General features: G+C 71.4%; 22 protein-coding genes. 10 read left to right on the forward strand and 12 right to left on the reverse strand.

Annotated features, from left to right (window positions below):
* The first annotated feature begins 100 nt into the window (after positions 1-100).
* Positions 101-2,596, forward strand: a complete 2,496-nt coding sequence (locus DSC45_RS02470) for a galactose oxidase family protein (RefSeq protein ID WP_119286531.1) — start codon at positions 101-103, stop codon at positions 2,594-2,596.
* 15 nt (positions 2,597-2,611) lie between these two features.
* On the opposite strand, the gene DSC45_RS02475 is transcribed toward DSC45_RS02470, so the two are convergent.
* A complete protein-coding gene (locus tag DSC45_RS02475; protein ID WP_119286533.1) occupies positions 2,612-3,103 on the reverse strand; it encodes a GNAT family N-acetyltransferase in 492 nt (163 codons plus the stop codon).
* Positions 3,104-3,289: 186 nt separating this feature from the next.
* Here DSC45_RS02475 and DSC45_RS02480 point away from each other — a divergent pair, with 186 nt between their 5' ends.
* Complete coding sequence (locus DSC45_RS02480; protein WP_119286535.1) at positions 3,290-3,592, forward strand: hypothetical protein; 303 nt, start codon at positions 3,290-3,292, stop codon at positions 3,590-3,592.
* Between the two features lie 188 nt (positions 3,593-3,780).
* On the opposite strand, the gene DSC45_RS02485 is transcribed toward DSC45_RS02480, so the two are convergent.
* The 3 genes from DSC45_RS02485 to DSC45_RS02495 all read right to left on the reverse strand — a co-directional run bounded on the left by DSC45_RS02485 (position 3,781) and on the right by DSC45_RS02495 (position 6,910).
* Positions 3,781-4,419: a TetR/AcrR family transcriptional regulator gene (locus DSC45_RS02485; RefSeq protein ID WP_119286860.1), complete on the reverse strand. Its 639-nt coding sequence runs from the start codon at positions 4,417-4,419 to the stop codon at positions 3,781-3,783.
* A complete protein-coding gene (locus DSC45_RS02490) occupies positions 4,416-5,978 on the reverse strand; it encodes an MFS transporter (RefSeq protein WP_119286537.1) in 1,563 nt (520 codons plus the stop codon). The genes DSC45_RS02485 and DSC45_RS02490 overlap by 4 nt, the downstream gene beginning before the upstream one ends.
* Positions 5,979-6,130: 152 nt before the next feature.
* A complete protein-coding gene (locus tag DSC45_RS02495) occupies positions 6,131-6,910 on the reverse strand; it encodes a PAQR family membrane homeostasis protein TrhA (protein WP_276145436.1) in 780 nt (259 codons plus the stop codon).
* A 280-nt stretch (positions 6,911-7,190) separates the two neighbouring features.
* On the opposite strand from DSC45_RS02495, the gene DSC45_RS02500 reads away from it, so the two are divergent.
* Positions 7,191-9,026, forward strand: a complete 1,836-nt coding sequence (locus tag DSC45_RS02500; RefSeq protein WP_119286538.1) for a phosphoenolpyruvate carboxykinase (GTP) — start codon at positions 7,191-7,193, stop codon at positions 9,024-9,026.
* 58 nt (positions 9,027-9,084) lie between these two features.
* On the opposite strand, the gene DSC45_RS02505 is transcribed toward DSC45_RS02500, so the two are convergent.
* On the reverse strand, positions 9,085-9,537 hold the full coding sequence (locus tag DSC45_RS02505) for an SCO4983 family protein (protein WP_119286540.1): 453 nt from the start codon (positions 9,535-9,537) through the stop codon (positions 9,085-9,087).
* A 227-nt stretch (positions 9,538-9,764) separates the two neighbouring features.
* Between DSC45_RS02505 and DSC45_RS02510 the strand changes: the two genes are divergently transcribed.
* Entirely contained in the window at positions 9,765-10,880 is a 1,116-nt protein-coding gene (locus tag DSC45_RS02510) for a DUF4185 domain-containing protein (protein WP_240434335.1), read from the forward strand.
* Positions 10,881-10,929: 49 nt separating this feature from the next.
* Here DSC45_RS02510 and DSC45_RS02515 read toward each other — a convergent pair whose 3' ends face one another.
* The 7 genes from DSC45_RS02515 to DSC45_RS02545 all read right to left on the reverse strand — a co-directional run bounded on the left by DSC45_RS02515 (position 10,930) and on the right by DSC45_RS02545 (position 18,496).
* The gene (locus tag DSC45_RS02515; protein ID WP_119286544.1) at positions 10,930-12,141 is read right to left on the reverse strand and encodes a pyridoxal phosphate-dependent aminotransferase; all 1,212 of its coding nucleotides are present in this window, start codon (positions 12,139-12,141) and stop codon (positions 10,930-10,932) included.
* A gap of 228 nt (positions 12,142-12,369) precedes the next feature.
* Complete coding sequence (locus tag DSC45_RS02520; protein ID WP_119286545.1) at positions 12,370-12,621, reverse strand: type II toxin-antitoxin system RelE/ParE family toxin; 252 nt, start codon at positions 12,619-12,621, stop codon at positions 12,370-12,372.
* Positions 12,618-12,896, reverse strand: coding sequence for a type II toxin-antitoxin system prevent-host-death family antitoxin (locus DSC45_RS02525; RefSeq protein ID WP_119286547.1), 279 nt, complete (start codon positions 12,894-12,896; stop codon positions 12,618-12,620). The genes DSC45_RS02520 and DSC45_RS02525 overlap by 4 nt, the downstream gene beginning before the upstream one ends.
* A gap of 102 nt (positions 12,897-12,998) precedes the next feature.
* On the reverse strand, positions 12,999-13,505 hold the full coding sequence (locus tag DSC45_RS02530) for a MarR family winged helix-turn-helix transcriptional regulator (RefSeq protein ID WP_119286549.1): 507 nt from the start codon (positions 13,503-13,505) through the stop codon (positions 12,999-13,001).
* A gap of 32 nt (positions 13,506-13,537) precedes the next feature.
* Positions 13,538-15,376 carry an FUSC family protein gene (locus DSC45_RS02535; RefSeq protein ID WP_119286550.1) on the reverse strand — a complete coding sequence of 613 codons (1,839 nt, stop codon included), beginning with the start codon at positions 15,374-15,376 and terminating at the stop codon, positions 13,538-13,540.
* 53 nt (positions 15,377-15,429) lie between these two features.
* Entirely contained in the window at positions 15,430-17,175 is a 1,746-nt protein-coding gene (locus DSC45_RS02540) for an N-acyl-D-amino-acid deacylase family protein (RefSeq protein WP_119286552.1), read from the reverse strand.
* A complete protein-coding gene (locus DSC45_RS02545; protein WP_119286554.1) occupies positions 17,168-18,496 on the reverse strand; it encodes a type III PLP-dependent enzyme domain-containing protein in 1,329 nt (442 codons plus the stop codon). The genes DSC45_RS02540 and DSC45_RS02545 overlap by 8 nt, the downstream gene beginning before the upstream one ends.
* A 285-nt stretch (positions 18,497-18,781) precedes the next feature.
* Between DSC45_RS02545 and DSC45_RS02550 the strand changes: the two genes are divergently transcribed.
* The 6 genes from DSC45_RS02550 to DSC45_RS02575 form a co-directional block, all read left to right on the forward strand.
* A complete protein-coding gene (locus tag DSC45_RS02550) occupies positions 18,782-19,930 on the forward strand; it encodes a sugar kinase (protein WP_119286865.1) in 1,149 nt (382 codons plus the stop codon).
* Positions 19,927-20,676 (forward strand): IclR family transcriptional regulator, encoded by a 750-nt coding sequence (locus DSC45_RS02555; RefSeq protein WP_119286556.1) that lies wholly within the window; start codon positions 19,927-19,929, stop codon positions 20,674-20,676. Before DSC45_RS02550 ends, DSC45_RS02555 begins: the two co-directional genes overlap by 4 nt.
* Before the next feature lie 131 nt (positions 20,677-20,807).
* The gene (locus DSC45_RS02560; protein ID WP_119286557.1) at positions 20,808-21,218 is read left to right on the forward strand and encodes a RidA family protein; all 411 of its coding nucleotides are present in this window, start codon (positions 20,808-20,810) and stop codon (positions 21,216-21,218) included.
* A 220-nt stretch (positions 21,219-21,438) separates the two neighbouring features.
* Positions 21,439-22,911, forward strand: a complete 1,473-nt coding sequence (locus tag DSC45_RS02565; RefSeq protein ID WP_119286559.1) for a GntP family permease — start codon at positions 21,439-21,441, stop codon at positions 22,909-22,911.
* 295 nt (positions 22,912-23,206) lie between these two features.
* Complete coding sequence (locus DSC45_RS02570; protein WP_162929093.1) at positions 23,207-25,630, forward strand: bifunctional serine/threonine-protein kinase/ABC transporter substrate-binding protein; 2,424 nt, start codon at positions 23,207-23,209, stop codon at positions 25,628-25,630.
* Positions 25,631-25,769: 139 nt separating this feature from the next.
* On the forward strand, positions 25,770-26,262 hold a 493-nt coding region (locus DSC45_RS02575), incomplete at its 3' end, for an Nramp family divalent metal transporter (protein ID WP_205571221.1).

Here is a 26,262-nt window from a genome sequence, read left to right on the forward strand (position 1 = left end):
ACCCGCACGCGTACCCGCACTCGCACCCGCACCCGCCGAGGGAGGTGAGAGCCGGACGTCACGTATCGCCGTACGAGCCGCATCCCAGGGGGGATCTCTCATGCACAGCACCTTGTTCAGCAGCACGCGCCGAAGCCGGCCCAGGCTCTCGCCCCGTACCTCGGGCAGACCCCGTACCCCGCGCCCCGCACGCAGACGCGGCGCGACCGCGCTGCTCGGCGTGGGCGCGCTCACCGCCGGCCTGCTGCTCGCGCTGCCGCCGGGCACCGCCACCGCGGCACCCAACCTGGTCACGAACCCGGGCTTCGAGCAGTCCGGCACCGGTGACATGCCGGAGTGCTGGACCGAGGGCGGCTGGGGCGACAACGACTTCACCTTCGAGACCGTCGCCGACGCGCACTCCGGAACCAAGGCCATGAAGGTCGACATCACCCGCCGCACGGACGGCGACCGCAAGGCGCTGATCACCGAGAACGCCGACTGCGCGCCCACGGTCACCGAGGACCGCCAGTACGACCTCTCGCTCTGGTACAAGTCGACGACCCCGGACGCCTCCCTGACCCTCTTCCGCAAGGACGCGGAGGGCGGCTGGCAGTACTGGACCGACCTCAAGACCCTCCCGGTGAGCGGGACTTACGCCCGCACCGAGGTGCGCACCCCGCCCGTCCCGCCCGGCACCGAGCAGATCAGCTGGGGCGTCTCGGTGTACGGCGTCGGCTCGGTCACCACCGACGACCACGTGATGGAGGAGGTGCCTCCGCCGGTCGTCGGCCCGGACTGCACGGGGACGGCCGAGGAGTGCGAGGACGGCAGTTGGGAGGTGCTGCCCACCAAGAACCCGGTGCGCTCCATGCATTCGGTCGTCCTTCACAACGGCAAGGTGCTGCTGATCGCCGGCTCCGGGAACGACCCGGAGAAGTTCGACGCCGGCACCTTCAGCACCGCCCTCTACGACCCCGAGGACGGCTCGTACAAGGACATCCCGACGCCGAAGGACATGTTCTGCGCGGGACATGTGCAGTTGAAGGACGGCAAGGTCCTGGTGATGAGCGGCACCCAGGGCTACCCGACGGCGGACGGCACGGTCGGCTATCAGGGCTACAAGGACAGTTACGTCTTCGACCCGGCGACCGAGGCGTACACGAAGACCAACGACATGAACGACGGCCACTGGTACCCGTCGGCGACGATCATGGGTGACGGTGACGTCCTGTCGTTCGGCGGTCTGCGCGAGGACTCGACCGGCTCGGTGACCGCCGAGCGCTGGTCGGCCGAGCAGAACCAGTGGCTGCCGACCGCCGAGGTCAACCAGACCTGGTCGTACTGGGGTCTGTACCCGGCGATGATTCTGATGCAGGACGGCAGGCTCTTCTACTCCGGCAGCCACACCTTCGGCAACGGCACGCCCGGCACCGGCGCCTCCTTCTACGACTACGACGCGAACACGATCACCGACGTGCCCGGCCTGCAGAACAAGGACGAGCGCGACCAGTCGGTGAGCGTGCTGCTGCCCCCGGCCCAGGACCAGAAGGTCCTCACCATGGGCGGCGGCAACGTCGACTCCAACCCGGAGGCCAACCGCCTCACCGACATCGTCGACCTCAAGGAGGCGAACCCCGCCTACCGCAACGGTCCGTTGCTGCCGCAGGGCGAGGTCGACCTCGGCGACGGCAAGGTCGACCAGACAGGCGCCCAGGGCAAGATGTACGGCTCGGCGGTGCTGCTGCCGGACGGCAAGGTCCTGGAGTCCGGCGGCGCCCTGCACAACCGCGCCAACCCGGTCTACGAGTCCTCGCTCTTCGACCCGGCGACAGAGACCTTCGACGCGGTGTCCACGGACCCGGAGGAGCGCGGTTACCACTCCTCCGCCTTCCTGCTCCCGGACGGCCGCGTGATGACCAACGGCGACAATCCCGGCGACGGTTCCTGGAACCACGACGTGTCGGTCTACTCGCCGCCGTACCTCTTCAAGGGCGAGCGTCCGAAGATCACTTCGGTGATCGACAAGGAGTGGACCTACGGCGACGTCCAGCGGATCACCGTGGACAAGCCGATCGCCAAGGCCCAGCTGATCCGCCCGGCCGCGGTCACCCACTCCTCCGACCCGAACCAGCGGTCGGTGGACCTGCCCCTCACCGTCGACGGCGACAACATCGACCTGAACGTCACCGCCAACCCGAACCTGGCCCCGCCCGGCTGGTACATGCTCTTCGCCACCGACGCGAACGGCGTGCCCTCGGTCGCCCGGTGGGTGAAGCTCGGCGGCCCGGCGGCTCTGGCGAAGGACGCCCCGTCGGCCCACGTCCACGACTTCGCGGGCGACCCCGCCGAGTCCCCGAAGAAGCCGGCCGCACGCAAGGACTCCGTCCCGGTCGCCCCGCAGATCTCGGGCTGCGACCGGCACTACGGCAGCGCCGACGTCTGCGTCCCGACCACGTTCCCCGACACCGTGGCCCCGGCCACGAAGGAACGCTGCACCTGGCTGAAGGACAACGGCTACGGCCCGCTGGAGGTCAACGGCCAGGAGGACCCGCTCCGCCTGGACCCGAACGACGACGGCCGCGCCTGCGGCAAGGCGGATCTGCGCCGAAGGTAGGCCGACTGCCGCCGCTCAGCTGTCGGTTGTGGGCCGGGGGGTCGATGGTCCGGCATCGGTGAGCACCAGCATGATGTGCTCGTGCTCGCCGTGCCGGACCGTGCCACTGCGCCGGAATCCGAGCTTCTCGAGCAGCCGCACCGACGCCGTGTTCCCCGCATGCGGGTCGGCGTGGAGCGGGCGCTCGGTCTCCTGCTCCAGGAACAGCGTCAGTGCCCGGGTGCCGACGCCCCGGCCCCAGTACGGCCTGCCGAGCCAGTACCCGACGAAGCGCCGGTCGCCCTCCCACCACGCCACGGCGCTGCCCGCCAACTCGCCCTCGTGGAGGATGGCTCGAACGCGGACGGTGGGGTCGCCGAGGACCCGCGTCCGCCAGTGCGTCATGAAGCTCTCCCGCTCCCGCGGCGGGAAATTCGACCGTCGAGCGGCCTCCGGATCGTGTTCCTGCTCGAGGAACACCTCGAGATCCGCGTCCTGTACGTCCCGCAGCGCCACCTGTCCGTCCATGGCTACGGATGGTGCCACCCGCCACTGACAACGGCCGTGTCGCACGGATCGGGCTCCGCGCCGAGGCAGTCTGCATAGGTCGTCCGGGCCCGGGCAGGACACCGGGCCAGGTGCCCCGGCACCGCCGGAAGGACCGACCGGCCCGACCAGCCGGCCGTACCCGCACGCCGTCAGGAGGCTTCACCCATGCCTGTCTCACGTATCGCCCGCGCGACCGCCTCGGCGGCTGCCGTGACCGCGCTCGCCGCCGGGTTCACCGTCGCCCAGGCCGGCCCCGCGGCGGCCGGGGCGGTCTGCACCGTCGCGCCGCAGGGGCAGTCACCGATCTACACCGAGGCGCGGCCCAGCGCGGTCGCCCACTGGATCAACCAGGGAACCCCGGTCGGTGCCACCGGAGGCACGTCCGACTACTTCCGGGTCTACCACTCGGGCAACGGCGACCACTTGGGCTACATGTGGAAGGGCCACCTGGACTGCTCTGCGGGCTAGGCGGATCGCCCTGCCGGGCTGCCGGACTGCCGGGCTCGAGCAAGCGAAGGCCCCCGCGTGGTGGAGGTGTCGAATCTGCACCGCGCGGAGGCCTTCCCGCCTCACCGTAGTGCCCCGCCGGCCTTTCGCCGCGGTGGCTGCCGTTCGCACGTGTCTGCGAAGGCCGCCGCGTGCATCACGCACCAGGCTCAGGCGCGGCGCTCGAAGATGTCGAGGGCGCGGTCGACGAGGTCGGTGAGGTCGTCGCGGCAGTCGCGTTCCGCCCAGTACATGATCGCTTCGAGGAGCGCGCCCATCATGCCCATCGCGAGCGTCCGCACCTCGAAGTCGTCCGGGTCGCGGCCGGTGCGCTCCCCGATGGCCCGGCAGACGATGCGCCCGGTCAGGGACATCGACTCCATCAGCCGGGACCGTACGGGGACGGAATGGATCATCAGCCGGGCGCGGACGAGGAGTTCGCGTTGCTCCGCCTCGCCGCCCGCCTGGATCTGCCCGACCGCGTGGTGCAGGACGTGCCGCAGCGACTCGACGACCGGCTCACCCGCGGGGCGCTCCCGCAGGAGCTGCTCCATGAGCGCGTCGTACTCGTCGGAGAGGACGATGTCCTCCTTGGTGGGGAAGTAGCGGAACACCGTCGACGGCGACACGTCCGCGCCCTGGGCGATCTGCTCGATCGTGGTCGCGTCGTACCCCTGCTCGTCGATCAACCGGTAGGTGGCCTCACGGATCGCGATGCGGGTCTTGAGCTTCTTGCGCTCGCGCAGGCCGAGGGGCGCGGTGCCCACGGGAGCCGTGCTCGCAGAGGCGGAGGTACGTGCTGCCGTCATGCCGTCCATTCTCGGCCATCGGGGTCGTCCGGGGCCACGGCGCTGTCGGGGGTGAGTTCCGCGGCGGCCGGATTCGTACGGCTGTCGGGCAGGAACAGGGCGACCAGGCCGGCCGCGAGGAGCGCGGCGCAGCCGCAGATGACGAGCGTGAGGTTCATGCCGGCCAGATAGGCGCGGTCGGCCGCGGCGGCGAGCGCGGGCAGATCGAGGCGTTCGGCGACGAGATGACCGGCCACCACCGAGTCGTCGGCGGTGGCGGCCGCCGCGGGCGGCAGTCCTTCGGTGTCGAGCCGGTCCGCGTAGGCGCCGGCCAGCAGCGAGCCGAGCAGGGCGATACCGATGGCGCCGCCGACCTGGCGCAGCGTGAGCAGCAGCCCGGATCCGCTGCCCGCCCGGTCCGCGGAGATCCCGGCCAGGGCCGCGTCCATCGCCGGGACCATCGCACAGCCGAAGCCGAGTCCGGCGAGCACGAGCCACAGGGCGGTGAAGCCGTAGCCGTCGCCGGTGTTCGTACGGGCGCCGAGCAATGCGGCGAAGCAGAGCACGAGGAGTCCGGTGGCGACGACGGGCCGTGGCCCGAGCCGCTGGGCGAGCACGGTGCTGAGCTTCGCGGCCACCAGGAGGCCGGCCATCAGGGGCAGCAGCCGCACGCCGGTGCCGAAGGCGTCGTATCCGAGGACCGCCTGCAGGTGGGCGGGCACCACGAAGAGCAGTCCGGACAGGATGAAGGTGCCGAGGGTGGCGGCGACGGTGTTCCAGCGAAAGCCGCGGTCGGCGAGCAGTGTGAGGTCCAACAGGGGCCGCTCGGCCCGCCGTTCGCGGAGTACGAGCAGGGTGACGAGCAGCAGCGAGGCGGCGAGCAGGCCGAGCACGAGGGGGTCGGTCCAGTCGCGGTGCGGTGCCTCGATGATGCCGAGGACGAGTGCGCCGAGCCCGGTGACGGACAGGGCGGCGGAGACCGGGTCGACGCGCGGCGCCGACGGATCGCGGGTCTCGGGCAGAAGCAGCAGGCAGACCACCACGGCGACACCGACGAGCGGCACGTTGACCAGGAAGACGGAGCCCCACCAGTACTGGTCGAGCAGCCAGCCGCCGACCAGTGGCCCCAGCGGGATGCCCGCGGACATCGCGGCGGTCATGGCGGCGACGGCCTTGGTGCGCTCCTGCGCGGGGAACAGGGAGGGCAGTACGGACAGGGCGAGCGGCATTACCAGGGCGGCACCGACACCCATCACGGTGCGGGCCGCGATGACCGGCGCCGGGCTGTGCACGAGTGCGCCCATGGCGGAGCCGACGAGGAACACCCCGAGTCCGGCGACGAGCATCCGGCGCCGTCCGAACCGGTCGCCCAGCAGACCGGCCGGAAGCATCAGAGCGGCGAAGACGACGACGTAGGCATCGACGATCCACTGCTGCTGCCCGGTACTGGCGCCGAGTTCGGCGGCGAGCGTCGGCAGGGCGACGTTGAGGATCGTCAGGTCGAATCCGAGGACCAGCATGGCGGCGACGAGCGCGCCGAGGGCCCACCAGCGACGGGGATCGGGCTGCACGGCATTCATAAAATGACAGTTACTCTCAAAAAACAGTGACTGTCAATACGTCGCCGAGCCGAGCCGTTCCCGCCCGATCCGCCGGGCGCCCTGGCGAAAGCGGAACGCAAAAAGTGGCCGTGCCCCCCGTAGGGGACACGGCCACCACACAGAACGAACCGTCACCCGTGCCGGTAGGCCACCAGCGAGATCCCGACGTAGTGCACGACGAACGCGGCCAGCGTCAAGGAGTGGAACACCTCGTGGAACCCGAACCACCGGGGCGAGGGGTTGGGCCGCTTCATCCCGTAGATCACCCCGCCCGCGCTGTACAGCAGTCCGCCCACGATCACGCAGACCAGGACCGCGATCCCGCCCGCCCGCATGAAGTCCGGCAGGAAGAACACCGCCGCCCAGCCCATCGCGATGTAGCACGGCGTGTAGAGCCAGCGCGGCGCCCCGACCCAGAACACGCGGAACGCGATGCCCGCCGCGGCCGCGATCCACACCGCCCACAGCAGGACCTGACCGGTGGAGTCGGGGAGCAGCAGCATGGTCAGCGGTGTGTACGTGCCCGCGATGATCAGGAAGATGTTGGCGTGGTCCAGGCGGCGCAGTACGGCGTTGGCGCGCGGGCCCCAGTTGCCGCGGTGGTAGACGGCGCTCACTCCGAAGAGCAGGCAGGCGGTCAGGATGTAGATCGCGCAGGCGACCCGGGCCCGGGTGGAGTCGGCGAGGGCGGTGAGGACCAGCCCCGCGACGAGCACGGCCGGGAACATCCCGGCGTGCAGCCAGCCGCGCAGATGGGGCTTGACGGGCAGGATCGCCGCCGCCAGTCCGGTGTCGGCGTCGCGTTCGTCGCCCTGTCCGCCGCCCTCGGCGGAACCCTCTGCGGGATCTTCGGGGGAGTCCTGGGCGGGAATCAGGGCGCTCTCCCTCGCGTCGGGAGCGGAAGAGGTCATGGGGACATGCTACCTACGCCGCCGTAGGTAGAGCCGGTCGGTGGCCATGTTCACGTCGCCCTCGACCCTGCCCGCCACCGTCGCGTGACCACGCTCACATGATCAGTGGTCACGCTCACGTGTGAGCTCCTCTGGACATATGGGCGACTTCGTCGGAGGATCAAATGAGTGCGGTCGGCACCGGATGAGCGCCAAAGGTAGACCGAGTGAAGCGTCCGGGTCGCGGCCCCCACGGGGCATACATCTCCATACCCTCATAAGCCTCACTAAAGGAGCGATCGTGGCGCGCGATATCGCGGCTCCCTCCACTGTCCCGACCGACCACAGGGAACTCATCACCTGGGTCGACGAGATCGCCGAACTCACCCAGCCGGACCGGGTGGTCTGGTGCGACGGCTCCGAAGCGGAGTACGAGCGCCTGGCCGAAGAACTGGTGGCCAAGGGCACCTTCAAGAAGCTCGACCCGATCCTGCGCCCGCACTCGTACTACGCGGCCTCGGACCCGAGCGACGTCGCCCGCGTGGAGGACCGCACCTTCATCTGCTCCGCCAAGGAGGAGGACGCGGGTCCGACGAACCACTGGAAGGACCCCGCCGCGATGCGGGAGATCTTCTCCGGCGACAAGGGCGTCTTCCGCGGCTCGATGAAGGGCCGCACGATGTACGTCGTGCCCTTCTGCATGGGCCCGGTCGGCTCTCCGCTGTCCGCCATCGGGGTGGAGATCACCGACTCCGCGTACGTCGCCGTCTCCATGCGCACCATGACCCGCATGGGGCAGCAGGTCCTCGACGAGCTCGGTGACGACGGCTTCTTCGTCAAGGCCGTCCACTCGGTCGGCGCACCGCTCGCCGACGGCGAGGCGGACGTCCCGTGGCCGTGCAGCTCCACCAAGTACATCTCGCACTTCCCCGAGGACCGCGAGATCTGGTCCTACGGCTCCGGCTACGGCGGCAACGCCCTGCTCGGCAAGAAGTGCTACGCCCTGCGCATCGCCTCCGTCATGGCCCGCGACGAGGGCTGGCTCGCGGAGCACATGCTGATCCTCAAGCTGACGCCCCCGGAAGGGGAGTCCAAGTACGTGGCGGCCGCCTTCCCCTCCGCCTGCGGCAAGACGAACCTCGCCATGCTGGAGCCGACGATCTCCGGCTGGACGGTCGAGACGATCGGCGACGACATCGCCTGGATGCGCTTCGGCGAGGACGGCCGGCTGCGCGCCATCAACCCGGAGGCCGGCTTCTTCGGCGTCGCCCCCGGCACCGGCGAGCACACCAACGCCAACGCCATGAAGACCCTCTGGGGCAACTCGGTCTTCACCAACGTCGCGCTCACCGACGACGGCGACGTCTGGTGGGAGGGCATGACCGAGGGGACCCCGGCCCACCTCACGGACTGGAAGGGCAACGACTGGACGCCCGAGTCGGGCACCCCGGCCGCCCACCCCAACGCCCGCTTCACCACCCCCGCCGCGCAGTGCCCGATCATCGCGCCGGAGTGGGAGGACCCGAAGGGCGTGCCGATCTCGGCGATCCTCTTCGGTGGCCGCCGCGCCTCCGCCGTCCCCCTGGTCACCGAGTCCTTCGACTGGAACCACGGCGTCTTCCTCGGCGCCAACGTGGCCTCCGAGAAGACCGCCGCGGCCGAGGGCAAGGTCGGCGAGCTGCGCCGCGACCCGTTCGCGATGCTGCCGTTCTGCGGCTACAACATGGGCGACTACATGGCCCACTGGATCAAGGTCGGCCAGGACGCGATCGCCCGCGGCGACGGCGAGAAGCTGCCGAAGATCTACTACGTGAACTGGTTCCGCAAGAACGACGAGGGCAAGTTCGTCTGGCCCGGCTTCGGTGAGAACGGCCGCGTACTGAAGTGGATCGTCGAGCGGCTGGACGGCCGCGCGGAAGGCGTCCACACGGCCATCGGCGTACTGCCGACGAAGGACTCCCTGGACACCTCGGGTCTCGAACTCACCGACGGCGAGCTCGACTTCCTCCTCACGGTCGACAAGGAGGTCTGGCGCGACGAGGCCTCCCTGGTCCCCGAACACCTCAACACCTTCGGAGACCACACCCCCCGCGAGCTGTGGGACGAGTACAGGTCGCTGGTGCGGCGCCTGGGCTAGCACGCTCGGCGCCGGACGGGCTTCGCACGAGGCCCGTCCGGCGCTCGAGGATCATTCGTTACGCGGACGCCAGCTCGGCGGCGGAGGCTGCCACGGCCGCCTCGTGCGCGTCCATGCGCTGCGCCGCGAGAATCGCGCTGGTCGTGTCCGCACGGGACGCCGCCACGACCAGAGCGCGCCCGGCGAGCGCATGCGCTCGCCGGTGCAACGCGGCCGGCGCCGGATCGTGCGTCCCCGCGGCGGCGCCGCGGGCCGGTACCTCGCCTCGGATGCGGGAGATCTGCGCGACCAGCCGCTCGGCCGCGGCGTCGAGCTCATCCCGCCCCTCGGGCGCGGACCGTGCCCGGAGTTCGTCCGTGACGGCGAGCAGCGCCGCGAGGTGGCCCGCGAGCTGGATGTCCAGCTCCTCCGCTCGGCTGCGGTGCGGGAAATCGGTCCCCTCGGCTTCGTCGGCCGGCCATCGTGCGGACGAGACGGACCGCCGGGCCTGGGTGCGGATCGGTTCGTACATGGTGGATGGCCTCCTGGAGTATCAGGACCCCATCCTACATTGGATTAAGTCTAAATTCGCTGCCTCCGGGTCCGAGGGCCCGTCGAGCGGTCAAGGGCCTTGCCGCCGCGCCGAGTTCACGACCGGACCCTTCCCTCGGGCCCGCGTGTGCCCTACGTTTCCGGGCGTAAGAAATCGATTTCACGCGCCCCGCTCCGCCGGGCCACCACCGCGTCCCAGGAGGCACAGTGCACAGATCGTCAAGGTCTCAGCCCGACTCCGGCCGACCCAGCAGGCGAGCTCTGCTGCGCACCTCGGCCGGCGCCGCCCTGGGGTTGGCCGGCCTCGGCGCGGCAGCCGCCCCGGCCGCCGCCGGCCCCACGGCGCCGGCGGCCCCGCGCGCCATCACCGGCACCAAGATCCGCAACCTCACCGGCCCCGCGGAGACCGGACGCTTCGCGGCCCCGTGGACCGACCTGGGCATCCCCGTGAAATGCCCGGACGGCAGCCTGCTGCACATCTGCGGAGACACCTTCGACGGAGGCGGCGTCGGCGGCCCCGACTGGCGTTCCCCGGTCGGCCTGCGCTCCTCCGGCAGCGACCTGGACAACCTGGTCATCGACGGAAGTGTGGGCGGCGACCACGCGGTCGGCCTGGTGCCCGAGGGCCACGAGGGCGGCACCACCGCCATCCCCTCGGACGTGTTCACCATCGGCGACACCATGTACATGCACCTGATGCGCGGGGTGATCTACCAGACCCACCACTCCGACTTCTGGCGGTCCACGGACAACGGCGAGACCTGGGAGTACCTGTGCCAGTGGCCGGGCGACGCGCTCGGCGGCCAGTTCCAGCAGAAGACGTACGCCGTGGCCGACGACGGCTGGGCCTACGTGTACTCCACGGTGTTCAACCGCGAGACCGTCTCGGGCCTGCTGCTGCACCGGGTCCGCCACGAACAGGTCGGCGACCCGGCCGCGTACGAACCCTGGGGCTTCGACGGCGGATGGGCCTGGGGCAACGCGGCGACCACCGTCTCCGGCGCGCGGCGCTGGGGCGAGATCAGTCTGCGGGCGATGGGCGGCCGGTACGCCTTCACGTATCTGCACCACCAGCCCGACGAGATCGCCATCCGCGCGCAGGTCTTCGACCTGCCGACCTCCGACCTCTTCCAGACCCCGGAGCAGAACCTGATCCTGCCCACGGTGCCCGGCGGCGAGGGCGGCAACCTGGTGGCCCATCCCTACGGCGGCTGGGTCTACCCCGGCTCCACCTTCGACGACTTCCACATCGCGGTCAGCCAGTGGTACGACGACCAGAACTACCGCGTCATGCAGTACCGCATCGACGGCCTCGCCGTCTGAGCGCGGGGCCGGACCGGCGGCATGCCCCCGGTCCGGCCCCGCGTCACGGCTACGGCTGGCTGTACCCGTCGAGGAACGTCCCCATCCGGGTCACCGCATCGCGCAGGTCGTCCTCCGTGGGGAGCGTGACGACGCGGAAGTGATCCGGCTCCGGCCAGTTGAACCCGGTGCCCTGCACGACCATGATCTTCTCCGCGCGGAGCAGGTCGAGGACCATCTGCCGGTCGTCCTTGATCTTGAAGACCTTCGGGTCGAGCCGCGGGAAGAGGTAGAGCGCGCCCTTCGGCTTCACGCACGTGACACCCGGGATCTGGGTCAGCAGGTCGTACGCCGCGTCGCGCTGTTCCAGGAGTCGGCCGCCCGGCAGGAGCAGATCGTCGATCGACTGGCGTCCGGTGAGGGCGGCGACGACGCCGTGCTGGGCCGGCATGTTGGCGCACAGTCGCATGTTGGCGAGGGTCGTGAGGCCTTCGAGATACGACTCGGCGTGGGCGCGGGGGCCGGAGACGACCATCCAGCCGGACCGGTAACCCGCCACCCGGTACGCCTTCGACATGCCGTTGAAGGTGAGGGTGAGCAGGTCGGGGGCGATGGTCGCGGTCGGGGTGTGGGTGGCGCCGTCGTAGAGGATCTTGTCGTAGATCTCGTCGGAGCAGACCAGGAGGTTGTGGCGGCGGGCGATGTCGGTGAGGCCGCGCAGCATCTCGTCGCTGTAGACGGCGCCGGTCGGGTTGTTCGGGTTGATGATCACCAGGGCCTTGGTGCGGTCGGTGATCTTCCGTTCGACGTCGGCGAGGTCCGGCATCCAGTCGGACTGCTCGTCGCAGCGGTAGTGCACGGCCGTGCCGCCGGACAGGGAGATGGCCGCGGTCCACAGCGGATAGTCGGGGGCCGGTACGAGGACCTCGTCGCCGTCGTCGAGCAGGCCCTGCATGGCCATCACGATCAGCTCGGATACGCCGTTGCCCATGAAGACGTTCTCGACGTCCGACTCCACGCCGAGGGTCTGGTAGTGCATGACGACCGCGCGGCGGGCGGCGAGCAGACCCTTCGCGTCGCCGTATCCGTGGGCGGTGCCCACGTTGCGGAGCACGTCCTCGAGGATCTCCGGGGGGCACTCGAAGCCGAAGGCCGCGGGGTTGCCGGTGTTGAGCTTGAGGATGCGGTGACCTGCTGCTTCGAGCCGCATCGCCTCCTCGAGCACCGGACCCCGGATTTCGTAACAGACGTTGGCGAGCTTCGTCGACTGGATCAGCTGCATGGGGCAACTTTACGAGCGTGTTTCGCGCCCGCGCGCAGCATTTACGGCCGGGTGGGGGTGCGGCCTGCGCGGTCCCGACCGGGCGCCCTTTCATCGCAAGGGAGCGACAGCGGGCGGACGCCCAATACCCGGCCCGGGCGGCGGCGCGGGCTTTGATGTGGCGGGGGGCGAGGCGAGGGGAGTGAGGTGTGCCACCCAGGTGGGGGGGGGGCGGCACACCAAGGTTGTTCAAGGCCTCGCGAGGCCAACGTGCTCGATGCGGATGGCCCTGTCCGCGTCGTCGACGTGATACAGCACCCGCCGATGTCCGCGCCGAAGGCGCCGGTACTCGATGCCCCACGCCTGCGAGCCGGCGACGCTCGGGCCTTCGGTGAGTGTGTCGATCACGGCGACCAATTCCCGGACGCCGGCTGGATCTTCCTTCAGGAAACCGGCCATTTCGTTGAGGGCTTCTGGTTCCACGGTTACGCGCCAGGTCACAGTCGGGTTGCTTCCTCGCTCTGTCCGGCTGCGTCGAGGAGGGTCTGGCGAACCTCATCCCAGGGGATTGGGGTCTCGTGCTCACCACGAGCCCGTTTCAACTCGAGCCGCGCCAGGGCCAACGCGTCCTCCATGTCCTCCAGTTCGGCGGGGGAGATGAGGACCGCGGCCGGCACGCCTCGGTCGGTGAGGGTGATGTGCTCGTGCTGGGCGGCCCTGCGGGCGAGCTCGCCGAGCTTGCCGCGGGCTTCCACGATCGAGTAGGTCGAGGTCATCCATGGAACTGTGCAGTTCCACGTATGTGGAGTGTACTGAGGAAGCGGAAATGCTTCGTTCGTGTACTCCGGGATTGAGGGTCGGCGTCGTGCGCCTCACCGTCAGTCGAGGGTGCCCCCCAGGTGACCCTCGAGGAGGAGGAGCAGGTCGCCGAGTGAGTCGGCGAGTTGGTCGCGGTGGGCCGGGGTGAGGCCGGAGAGGAGGGACTCCTCGTAGGTCAGTTGCTCGGGCAGGATGCGGTCGATGAGTTCGAGGCCCTCGGCGGTGAGGGAGAGGTGGGCGACCCGGCGGTCGCGGGCGTCGGGGCGGCGGGCGACCAGGCCGCGGAGCTCCAGTTGCCGCAGTCGTTTGGTGACCGCGGCGCCGGAGGCGAACGTCTCCCGGGCGAGCCGGCTCGGTGTCAGCTCGCGGTCCTCGCGGCGCAGCGTGCCGAGGATGTCGAACTCGGGCCGGGTCAGGCCCTCGCGCCGCAGCGGCGCGTCCGCGGCCTGCTGCAGCAGCGCGGAGCAGCGGTTGAGCCGCCCGATCACCGCCATCGGGGCGGTGCCGAGATCCGGCCGTACCTGCTGCCACTGCCGCAGCACGCGGGCGACGGTGTCCTCGGCCATCGGGCCAGTCCTCTCCTCGGCTTCCGCGAGCCTCAGGACGCTTCCGCGTCACGCGGCTCCCGCGACGACCGGCCCATTCTGCCGGGCGGCGGCGCCGTACGGAGAGCGGGCCCGGCGGCGCCGGGCGGTTCGTGCGGGGAGAGGCTGCCGACGAGGGCGGCGAGCAGGCGGTGGCCTGCGCGTTCGGCGAGCGCGATCTCCCGCTCGGGGAGCGCCGGTTGCCACCACTCGCCGGCGGCGATGTCGTGCGCCTCGCGCAGTTCGATCAGCGCGACACCGAGACGGTCACGGGAGCGGGCGCGCTCCGGCTGCGCGCCGCCGCCTTCGAGCAGTACCCGTGCCCGTTCGGCCTCGAGGTCCACGGCGGCGAGTGCGGTGGCGACGCGGCCCGCGGCCCGGCGGTTGGTCACCAGGACGCAGGCGAGCAGTCCGACCACCACGCCGACCACCGTGTCGATCCAGCGGTCGGCGACCAGCTCCCCGGTGGAGGCGTGCGCCCCGAACAGGCTGAGGATCAGTGCCATCGGCGTGACGCAGACGGTCCCCAGCCAGTAGTTGCGGGTGATGAGCGCCTCTGCGCCGATCTGGAAGAGCACCACGAGCAGCACCATGACGAGCGGCCCCGTGCCGATGACCGGCTGGAGTGCGGTGAAGAGGAGTACGCCGAGCAGATTGCCGAGGGAGCGCTGCACCACGCGGTTCCAGGAGAGCGTCGTGTTGGCCTGGAAGACGGCGGCCGCCGTGACCACGGCCCAGTACGGGTGCCCGACGCCGAGCAGCATCGATGCCCACCCGGCCAGTGCGCACCCGAGCGCGGTCCGCGCACCGACCGGCCACAGGGTCGCCCCGGGCCCCAACTGCCGCAGTACGCCGCGCAGTCCGCGCACCCGCTCCCCGCCGGGCAGTCGAGGCGTCCCGTGTTCCGAGTCGCGTGCCGCCCGCTCGGCGATGACGCCGTCCAGCTCGTCGTGCTGTCCCGCGTCGAGTTCCACCTCGGGCAGCGGCCGGCCGCTGCGCAGGGTGCGCGCGAGGGAGGTGAACCACGCGGCGCGCGCCTCCCGCGTACCGCCGTTCTCGGCCAGCGCGCCTTCGGCGAGGAGCAGCAGCCGTTCCAGGCGGGCCCGCGGACGCCCCGCCGAGCGGGTGCGGTGCGGGACCTGGAACAGCGTCTGCCAGGCCGAGTTCACCGCCGCAGCGGTGGCGTGCGCCGAGCCCGCGCCGCGCAGCCCGCGGGCCGCGGCCTCCAGCGCGCGGGCCACCGCGATCCGCTCCGGGCCGTGCGGGCGTACGACGGCGGGGGCCATCGCGACCAGCCAGGCGAGGGCGCCGCCGGCCAGCTGCAGGGAGAGGTGGAAGGGGATCTCGTGCGGTTCCTGCGGAAGGAAGAAGGCGGTCGTGGTGAGGAAGGTGATCACGACGTTGTTGGGCGGGCCGATCCGGGTCGCCTCGCAGGCCACCTTGTGCACGGCGGCGAGCAGCGCGGCGCCGAGCACCAGGAGGGCCACCGATTCGACCGTCGCGGCGCAGACCAGGGCCACCGCCAGGCCGGCCGTCATGCCGAGGACGAGCCGCAGGAGGGTGCGCGCCCGGGCGCGGTAGGGCAGTCCGTGGCCGTACAGGGAGAGCATCGAGCCGGCCGAGGTGTACAGGACCAGGTCCATCCGGTCGACGGCGAGCAGGACCAGGCCCGAGATCAGGAAGGCCGCGCCGCCGCTGAACCCGCGCTGCCGCCACCCGTCCCCGAAGCCGTTCAGCCGGACGGCCTCGCGCACCGGCAGGGGCAGTGCGCGAGGCCGTGGGGACGAGTGGCGGCGTGTTTTCGGGTTCGTCTTGCGGCCCCGGCGGAGGGCAGGTGTGGGCAGCGTGGGCATACCCAACACCTTAACAGGTGTTTCACTAGTAAATTATCGACGGTCGTCCCAGGTCATCCCGTCCGCCGCACCGCCCGCCCCGCGAGGACATCCGTCCGGCGCCCGTCCTCGATCACGAAACGGCCGTCGATCAGTACGTGCGGAATGCCGACCGGCAGCGTCCGCGGTGCCTCGAAGGTGGACCCGGCGGCGACCGTCTCCGGATCGAACAGCACCAGGTCCGCGCGGTACCCCTCGCGCACGAGCCCGCGGTCGGGAAGCCGCAGTCGGGCGGCTGGGCGTGAGGTGAGGTGGGCGACGGTCTCCTCGAGGCCGAGGATGCCGAGCTCGCGCGCGTACTTGCCGAGGTACTGCGGGAACGTGCCGTACGCCCGCGGATGCGGCTTGAAACCCTGCAGGATGCCGTCCGAACCGCCGGTGTGCACCCGGTGCTGCATGATCTGCCGGACGTTGTCCTCGTGTCCGACGTGCTGCAGGATCGTCGAGCCGAGCCGGTCGTCGATCAGCAGTCGGCGTGCGGTGACCCACGGCGCCTCGCCGCGCATCTCGGCGGCCTGTGCGACGGTCTTGCCCACGCAGGAGGCGAGTCCCGGGTCGCTGACGCCGGAGATCTCGATGGTGTCCCACTCGATGGGCACGCCGTGGCAGCCGTCGGCGCCGACCTCCTCCATCGCGTACCGGATCTTCTCCGCGGTCTCGTCGTCCTGCAGCCGCCGCAGGATCGAGTCCGGGCCGCCCTCGCTCGCCCAGCTCGGCAGCATCGCGACGAGCGTCGTGCAGCCCGGGGTGTACGGGTAGGTGTCGAGCGAGATGTCGGCGCCGGCGGCGAGCGCGTCGTCGAGGAGGTTCAGCAGGTCGGGGGCCTTGCCCTTGTTCACGCCGAAGTTCATGGTCGCGTGCGCGAGATGCAGGGCGCAGTCCGCCTCGCGGGTGAGGGTGACCATCTCCTCGTACGCCTGCAGGGCGCCCGCGCCGTAACTGCGGTGGTGCGGGCAGTAGTAGCCGTCGTGGCGGGCCACGACCCGGCACAGCTCGGCGAGTTCGGAATCGGCCGCGTACATGCCCGGGGTGTAGGTGAGGCCCGAGGACATGCCGACCGCGCCCTGCTCGAGTCCTTCGGCGACCAACTGCCGCATGCGGTCGAGCTCTTGGGCGGTGGCGGGCCGGTCGTCCCAGCCCACCGCGTACATCCGGACGGTGCCCTGCGGGATGAGGTACGCGGCGTTGACCGCGATGCCCTGGCCGTCGAAGTTGCGGTCGAGCCGGTCCAGGTACTCGCCGACGGTGCGCCAGTCGAAGTCGATGTCGGAGCCGTCGCCGTTCCAGCCGGTGATGGCGCGGCGGACCTCGGCGAGAGTGCGGTCGTCGACGGGGGCGTACGACAGGCCGTCCTGACCGATGACCTCCAGGGTGACGCCCTGGGCGGCCTTCGCGCTGTGGTCCGGGTCGCGGAGCAGAGCGAGGTCGCTGTGCGCGTGCATGTCGATGAATCCGGGGGAGAGGGCGAGGCCTTCGGCCTCGACGGTCCTCCGTCCGGAGGGGCGGGGCCCCTCGCCCTCCTTGTGGATCTCCGCGATCCGGCCCTGCTCGATTCCCACGTCTGCGCGGTACGAGGGGTTGCCCGTGCCGTCGATGACGCTTGCGTCCCGGATCACGAGGTCCATGGGGTACGCCTTTCTGGATCGGATGTCCCCTGGCCGCCCCTTCCGGAAAGTCCTGCCGGACCGGCCTCCTCGAACGCCCCGGACTTCGTCCGGGAGCCCCCGAGGGGCTCGAGGCGGGGGTGGGGTGTCAGAAATAGGTCCGGACGAAGTCCGTGACCGTGCCGTCGGCGGTGACGAGCGGGATCAGGGCCCACTTGTCGAACGAGGTGCACGGGTGGGAGAGCCCGAGACCCACCCAGTCCCCGACCGCAAGGTCGTCCGCCCCGTCCGTACGGACCCATGCGTGCTGGTCCGAAAGGCCCGTGACCCGGACCCCGGACGCCTCCCGCTCCACACCGTCGGAGGCGTTCCTGACCACCTGCGCCGCCGGAAGGTGGAGGTCGTAGGCCGCGTCCCGCTTCCCGGAGTTGAGGAACGCCTGCGTCGGGGTCGGCCGCGACACGACCTGCGCCCAGAGTCGGAACGCGGGCTGCAGCGACCCTTCCTCGGGCACCCGGTTGAACGGCGTGACATGCCGGTAGTGCCCGTCGTCGTGCGACACGTACGCACCCGAGCGCAGCAACTTCAGGGCGGGCAGGGAGAGTTCGGGCAGGGCGCCGAAGACGTCCGCGACCGCGTCGAACCAGGCGCTGCCGCCCGCGCTGACCACGATCTCGTCGATTCCGGCGAACCGTCCGTCGCGGTCGAAGGCGACCGCGAGGTCCGTGAGCCGGGACAGCCACGCCCGCACCCGCGACGGATCCGCGTCCGGCACCTCGCCCTCGTACCCGGCGACACCCACGAGCCGCAGCGTCGGCGCCGCGGCGACCGCGTCCGCGACGGCCGCGCAGTCCGCCTCCGTACGGGCGCCGGTGCGAGCGCCCTCGCCGGCGCCGAGCTCGACGACCACGTCGACCGGGCGGGTGGCGCCGGCGGCGCGCAGGGCGGTGTCCATCAGCTCGACGCCGGGGACGGAGTCGGCGTAGCACAGGAAGCGGAAGTCGGGGTCGGCGGTCAGCTCGCCGGCGATCCAGGTGAGGGCGGCGGCGTCGACCAGTTCGTTCGCCAGGAAGATCCGCCGCGTCCCGAACGCCCGCGCCACTCGCACCTGGTGGGGCAGCGCGAGCGTGATGCCCCAGGCGCCGTGCTGCTCCTGGCGGGCGAAGAGCGAGGGGGCCATGGAGGTCTTGCCGTGCGGGGCGAAGGCGAGGCCGTGCCGGGTGGCGTACGTCTCCATGAGCGCGAGGTTGTGCTCGATGCGCTCGGCGGAGAGCGCGAGGACCGGGGTGGTGAAACCGCCGGTGAAGAGGTTGCGGCGCTGCGCGGCGAGCTCGCCGACCGTCAGCCCTTCGGCGTCCGGCGGCAGGCCCTTGAAGCGGAAGTCGACCCGCTCGTCGGCGAGGGTGCCGGCCGGCGGAGCCGCGCTGCCGGGGTTGCCGGCGGGGCTGTCGGGGCCGGCGGCGTGGTCGGCTGCCATGGTGGGCCTCCTGCAGAATCTGCCGTTGCACATTCTGCAACGGTCATTGCGCACATCGCTCATCGATGTCTAACATCCGGGCCAATGCCAGTCAATGGCGCCCCGACCCACCGCCCGGACACCGTCCGGACGCCGCCACTCCACCGGCAGGCCACTGCCGGACCGGCCTCCCGGAGGGGCCGGCCCCCTCACCACCGGGCCGAGCACACCGTCTCGCACCGCCGGCCGTGAGAGGGCCGCGCCTCCCGCGCCGATCGCATCCCGAAGGAGCCCTCAGTGCCCACCGTGAACGGGTCCGCCCCGAGCGCAGCGCCCGCCGGAGCCGCCGACGTGGTCTGCCTCGGTGAGTCGATGGTCACGTTCCGGCCCGCACAGGGACAGCTCGGCGGGCTCGGCTCCGTGGCGTCCTTCGACCGCGGCATCGGCGGCGCCGAGTCCAACGTCGCCTGCACGCTCGCCCGCGCCGGGCACGTCGCGCGGTGGGTCAGCCGGGTGGGCGCCGACGGGTTCGGGGGCCACCTCGTCGAGGAGATCGCGTCCTGCGGCGTCGACACCTCCGCGGTCCGCCGCGACCCCGCACGGCCGACGGGCATCTACTTCCGTACGGCGGGGGAGCGCTCGACGGGGGCCGAAGCCGACGGCGAGGCCCCGGCCGACGACACGCCCCGCGGCGAGGTCGCGTACTACCGGGCCGGCTCCGCCGCCTCCGCCATGTCCCGCGAGAACGTCGACCCCGACGCCCTCGCGGACACCCGCATCCTGCACCTCTCCGGCATCACCGCCGCCCTCTCCGCCGACTGCCGCGCCCTGCTCGCGCACCTCACCGGCCCACGGCAGGCCGGGCCCCTGGTGTCGTTCGACATCAACTACCGGATGCACCTGTGGCCGGACGCCGGCACCGCGGGCCGCGTCCTGAAGGACCTCGCCCGCGGCAGCGATCTCGTCTACGTCGGCGAGGACGAGGCCGAGGCCGTCTGGGGCATCACCGGCGGCCCCGCCGCGATCCGCGCCGCCCTGCCCGAACCCCGCGTCCTCGTCGTCAAACAGGGCGCGGACGGCGCGACCCTCTTCGAACGCCCGGAGCGCCCGGAGCGCCCGGAGCGATCCGAACGCCCGGACGGCGCAGGGCAGTCGGGCCAGGACACCGTCACCCGCGAACCCGCCCCCACCGTCGACGTGGTGGCCGCCGTCGGCGCCGGCGACGCCTTCGCCGCAGGCTTCCTCTCCGCGACCCTGCGCGCACTGCCCGCCGCACAGCGGCTGCGCCACGGACACCTGATGGCCGCCGCCGCGCTCACCGTCCCCGGCGACCTGGCCCGGCCGTACGACCGCGAGACCGCCGACCGCCTGACCGCCCTGCCCGCAGCCGAATGGGGCGCCCTGCGCATCGGCGCCGGCCGGGTCACCGGCAACGGAGAGGTAGTGACCGGATGAGCCAGACCGTCGACCGCGCGCTGAGCATCCTGCCGCTGCTCGCCGAAGGCCCCGCCGACCTCGGCCAGGTCGCCGCCCGCCTCGGCGTGCACAAGTCCACCGCCCTGCGGCTGCTGCGCACCCTGCACGAACACGGCCTCGTGCACCGCCAGTCCGACCAGCGCTACCGCCTGGGCGCCCGGCTCTTCGCCCTCGCCCAGGAAGCCGTCGAGAACCTGGACGTACGCGAGATCGCCCACCCGCACCTGGTCGAGCTCAACGACAAGTGCGGCCACACCGTCCACCTCGCCGTCTACGAGGAGAACGAGGTCCTCTACATAGACAAGGTGGAGAGCCGCTACCCGGTCCGGATGTACTCCCGCATCGGCAAGCCCGTCGCGATCACCGTCGCCGCGGTCGCCAAACTGCTGCTCGCCGACCTCTCCGAGGCCGAGCGCCGCGCGATCGCCGAACGCCTCGACTACCCCATGTACACGGCCCGTTCCACCCCGAACGCCGCCGCCTTCCTCCAGGAGCTGGCGACCGTACGGGACCAGGGCTGGGCCACCGACCTCGGCGGCCACGAGGAGTCCATCAACTGCGTGGGCGCACCGATCCGCGGCGCCGACGGCCGGGTCGTCGCGGCGATGTCGGTGTCCGCACCCAACGTCGTCGTCACCGCGGAGGAACTGCTCACCCTGCTCCCGCTGGTGCGCCGCACCGCGGACACGGTGAGCAGGGAGTACTCCGGCCACTCCTCGCCGTAGCACCCCGCACCAGCGCTCCGGCCGCTCGTCCCCGCAGCCGGATCGCCGCCCCCGACCCCGAGAACCGACCCCCGACTCCCGTACCGGACAAGCCCGTTGCGGGAACCCCTCACAGAGAAAGAGCAAGGCCCATGACCGAGAAGACCGCCCTCACCCCCGCCACCCACACCACCCCGCCCGCCAAGTTCTCGCACGGCGTGAAGAAGGGGAACATCCTGCAGGTCGCGGGCCAGGTCGGCTTCCTGCCCGCCGTCGAGGGCCAGGCGCCGACCCCGGCCGGCCCGACGCTGCGCGAGCAGACCCTGCAGACCTTCGCCAACGTCAAGGCCATCCTCGAAGAGGGCGGCGCGACCTGGGACGACGTGATGATGATGCGCGTCTACCTCACGGACGTGGACCACTTCGCGGAGATGAACGAGATCTACAACAGCTACTTCGAGGAGCAGGGCCTGACGGCCCCCGCCTCCGCCCGCACCACCGTCTACGTCGGCCTGCCCAAGGGCCTGCTCATCGAGATCGACGCCCTCGCCGTCCTCGGCTGACCTCTCGGCCCGTGTCCGGAGCCGGTCCCGCCAGAGGACCGGCGAAGCCGGCCCGAGCGGCCGGCGGATCCCGAAGACAAGACAAGGAGCAGCGGCCAAGTGCCGTTAACTCTTCCCCCGGTTGACGGCACGGCGCGCACCGTCCAGGGTGCGCCGTGCCGTGACCCCCCGCATCCCCCCTCACGTCTCGCACTGGGACGACGGACAATGGAGTTCCTTCATGCTGCTTGCCGCTGAAGCGCCCCCCGAGGCTCCACCCCACACCGGCGGACTGCTCATGCTGATCGACGGCACCGCCGGTCTGCTGACCGTCGCCGCGCTCGGCATCCTGCTGCTGCTCTTCCTGATCATCAAGGTCCGGCTGCAGCCGTTCGTGGCCCTGCTCGCCGTGTCCATAGCCGTTGGCCTCGCCGCCGGTCTGAGCGTCACCGAACTCTTCGGCACGGTCCAGAACTCCGATGTCTCCTCGCTCATCGAGGACGGCATGGGCGGCATTCTCGGCCATGTCGCGATCATCATCGGGCTCGGCACCATGCTCGGTGCGATCCTCGAAGTGTCGGGCGGCGCCGAGGTGTTGAGCGACCGCCTGCTCCGCCTCTTCGGCGAGAAGCGCGCCCCGCTCGCGATGGGTGCCACCGGCCTGCTCTTCGGCATCCCGGTCTTCTTCGACGTCGGCATCTTCGTCCTGGCGCCGATCGTCTACGCCGCGGCCAAGCGCTCCGGCAAGTCCGTCGTGCTGTACGCGATGCCGCTGCTCGCCGGACTCTCGATGACCCACGCCTTCCTGCCACCGCACCCCGGCCCGGTGGCCGCCGCCGGCCTCCTCGACGTCGACCTCGGCTGGATCATCCTGATGGGCGTCGTCTGCGGTATCCCCGCGGTCCTCGCCGCCTGGGCGTACGCCGCGTGGATCGGCAACCGCCTGTTCGTGCCCGTACCGCAGGACATGGTGGAGGCCGCGGAGGAGTCCAAGGCCGCCGTCGTCGCCGAACAGCAGGCCGCGGGCCGCAAGGCGAACGAGAAGCCGGTCGCCCTGGCGACGGTGCTCGCCATCATCGGCACGCCGCTCATCCTGATCCTGATCGCGACCTTCTCCTCGATCGCGCTCGACCCGTCCACGCTGCGCTCGGTCATCGAGTTCTTCGGCCACCCGTTCGTCGCGCTGACCATCGCCCTGTTCATGGCGTACTACCTGCTCGGCATCCGCAGCGGCTGGTCGCGCAAGTCGCTCGAGACGGTGTCCACCGCGTCCCTGAAGCCGGTCGGCAACATCATCCTGGTGGTGGGTGCGGGCGGTGTCTTCGGTGCGGTGCTGCAGGGCAGCGGGGTCGCGCAGGCGCTGTCCGACACGTTCAGCGACTTCGGTCTGCCGGTCATCCTGCTCGCCTACCTGATCTCGCTGGTGCTGCGGGTCGCGCAGGGCTCGGCGACGGTCGCGATCGTCACCACGGCCGGCATCGTGCTGCCGCTGATCGAGGGCGGCGGCCACTCGCAGGCGTTCGTCGCGCTCGTCATCATGGCCATCTCGGCCGGTTCGATCTTCGCCTCGCACGTCAACGACGGCGGCTTCTGGATGGTCTCCAAGTACTTCGGGATCTCCGAGCGCGACACCCTCAAGTCGTGGACGGTCCTCGAGTCCGTGCTGTCGGTGGCGGGCTTCGCGGTGGCGGCGGTGGTCAGCCTCTTCGTCTGACCCGCTCCGCCTGCGCGGTACCGCTGACGGCCCGTCCCTTCCCGGGGCGGGCCGTCGGCGTACGACAAGGGGCGCCCACCCGGCCCCGTGACCCCACCGGCGAGTCGAATCCCCTCCCACGCGCCCCTCGATCCCCCTACCGTGCTCTTGACGCCCGCGATCGTCGGCGATCAGCCTGAACCGGGCGGAAACCAGGGGCGACGAGCCACACACGAGGAGCAACGCCACCGGCACCGGGCGGACGCGCGACACCGGCGGACCGTCACGGGCCCTCGGCGTGGGCAACGGGGAACGGATGCCAACGGAACAGCCCGGCACGGTACTTGACGGCCGCTACCGCCTGCAGGAACGCATCGGCGAGGGCGGTATGGGCGCGGTCTGGCGCGCCCACGACGAGCGGCTGAAGCGCGCCGTCGCCGTCAAGACCCTCCATCCGGCCGTCCGTGACCCGCGCCTGGACACGGGTGCGCACGCCGCCGCGGTCGCCCGCTTCCGCCGCGAGGCGCGCGCCGCGGCCCGCCTGCACAGCCCGCACATCGTCACGGTCCACGACTACGGCGTCACCACCGACGACGGGACCTGGCCCTACCTGGTGATGGAGCTGGTCGAGGGCGACACCCTGGCCGAGGTACTGGCCGCCCAGGACGGCGCACTGTCGGAGGAGGACCGGGCCGGCATCCCGGACCGCGCTCTGCCGGTGGACCGGGCGGTCCGTATCGCCCGGCAGGTGTGCAGGGCGCTGGTCGTCGCGCACGCGGGCGACGTGGTGCACCGGGACATCAAACCGGCGAACGTCATGGTCGCCCGCTCCGGCGAGGTGAGGGTGATGGACTTCGGCATCGCCAAGTTCGTCGAGGACGTCACGGGTAATGAGGTGACGGCGGAGGGCGGGGCCATCGGCACCGTGCCGTACATGGCTCCGGAACGCTTCGACAACCATGCGGTGGTGGCCGGTTCGGACGTCTACGGCCTCGGCTGCGTCCTGTACCAGATGCTCACCGGAAGGCCTCCGTTCGAGTCCGAGACGGGTGGCCCCGCGCTGATCATGCAGCACCTCCACACCGCACCGACGCCGGTGCGCGAGCTGCGCCCGGACGCACCGGCGGCCCTGGAGGACCTCCTCGGCGAGATGCTCGCCAAGGACCCGGCGGCCCGGCCGACGGCTACGGAGGCCGCGGCGGCCCTGTCGTCGCTCGACGACTCCCGGGGTGCGCGGGCGGCGGTGACGGACGCGCCTGCGGTCGTCCCGGTCCCTGCCGCGCCCGCGGCCGCCCCGGTCCCCGACCCGCCCGCAGCACCCGGCCCGGCGGACGTGGCCGAGCCCGAACTCCCGGCCGCTACAAGGGAGTTCGGCTCGGACGACACCGACTCGGCAAGCGCGCCACCCCCCGGCGGCCGCCGCCCGCCGAGCAGCCACCTGGCCGGCGGCCGCCGTCGCATCGCGGTCGCGGGTGTCGCCGCCGCCGTCCTGGTCGCCGCACTGGTCCTCCTGTTCGACGCGCTGCCCCTCGGCGACGACGACGGCGACGGCGCGGGCGCGGACGGCAAGGCGGCCCGCGACACCTACACCCTCGCCGTCGTCGGCAACTTCAGCGGAGACGGCAAGGACCGCGCCGTCACCGCCCTGAACAGCGTCAAGATGGCCGTCGACAAGGCCAACGAGGCGAGCGCCGCCGGCCAGGACGGCAAACCGGGCCCCGCGGGCGGCGGCACCGGCCCGGCGGACAAGGGCAAGCCCGGAAAGCGCCTGCCCTTCCGCCTCACCACCCGCAAGTTCGACGACTCCGGCACGAAGGACGGCGCCGCCAAGGCCGCCGAGGAGATCGTCGCCGACGACCGCATCGCCGCGGTCGTCGCCCCGGTCGGCGACGACGTCGACTCCGAACGCATGCAGCAGGCCTCCAAGACGTACGCCGAGCACGAGGTCGTGGTGCTCAGTCCGTGGACCCGGCTGAGCGGCGACCTCGGCGCCACCACGTACCAGGCGATGGCGGCCGAGCGGCAACTCTCCGACGCCACCGGCACGTTCCTCACCGACATCCACGAATCCGTCGGCCTCGAAGGCATCCACTTTCTCTGGGAGAAGAACGGCTCCGGCGTCCCCAGCGTCTTCGACATCGGCGCCGCCACCACCGCCGACGTCCCCACCAGCACCAACGAGGTCACCGACACCAAGGAGACCGTCACCGACATCCTCGACACCGGCCACGACACCGTCTTCTACGAGGGCGGCCAGAAGGCCTTCGAGTCGCTCGACGACCGGTTGTCCAAGTCCGACTTCACCGGCCTGGCCGTCACCACGAGCGACTCGGTCCGATCCGACTACGCGATGAAGCGCCCCTGGCTGGTGGTGCGCGAGTACTGCGAGTGGGACGACAGTTACGACAAGCCGTACGAGGACCGGTTCGGCAAGGAGGCCTCCATCGGCGGGGTGGAGGCCTACGACGCGACGCTGGCCCTGGTCGCCGCGCTCGGCGAGGTCGACAAGGGGTCCGCCGCCCCGGCCGAGGTCCGCGACACCACGGCCCGCCGGATCGGCGAGGTCACCCCGAAGGGCCTGTGCGCCACCGACCTGCGGTTCGGCCGGGACGGCTTCCTGCTCGAACCGCCCTTGTTCGTCGACTCGTTCGAGGAGGGCGAGGACAACGAGGACTCCGACCCGCTCGGCGACATCACCGGCGACGAGGCCCGCGAACGCGCCGAACAGGCCCTCGACTGACGGCACCGGCCGCACCGGGCCGGGCGGCGGCGGACCGGCGAACACCAGTCCCTGCACGCCCCCTTGTGCTGCCTCCCGCCACGCGCTTTCGTGTCGTGATCGATTGGCCGGGGACGAGCGAGAACGGCGGAGGCACCCTATGGCGGACAGGGACGGCACGGGCGGTACGGCGGACGCGGCGGGTGCCGGGGGAGGGGCCTCGCGCGCGGAGGACAACTCCGTTCCCCGCAAGTCGAGTTGGCGCTACATCGGCCCCGGCATCGTGGTCGCCGCCACCGGCGTGGGGGCCGGCGACCTGGTCGCCACGCTGATCGCGGGCAGCAAGTACGGCTACACCCTGATGTGGGCCGCCGTCATCGGCTGCGTCGTGAAGATCGCACTCGCCGAGGCGTCCGGCCGCTGGCACCTGGCCACCGGCCGCACCCTCTTCGAGGGCTGGCACAGCCTGGGCCGCTGGACCACCTGGTACTTCTCGGTCTACGTGGTGATCTGGGGCTTCATCTACGGCGCGACCGCCATGTCCTCGAGCGCCCTGCCGCTCGCCGCGCTCTTCCCCGACGGTCCGGACCTCAAGGTCTGGGCGATCGCCACCGGCCTCATCGGCCTGGTCTTCGTCTGGTTCAACCAGTACG

Source organism: Streptomyces sp. YIM 130001, from assembly GCF_003574445.1.
In the GTDB taxonomy this organism is placed as follows: domain Bacteria; phylum Actinomycetota; class Actinomycetes; order Streptomycetales; family Streptomycetaceae; genus Streptomyces.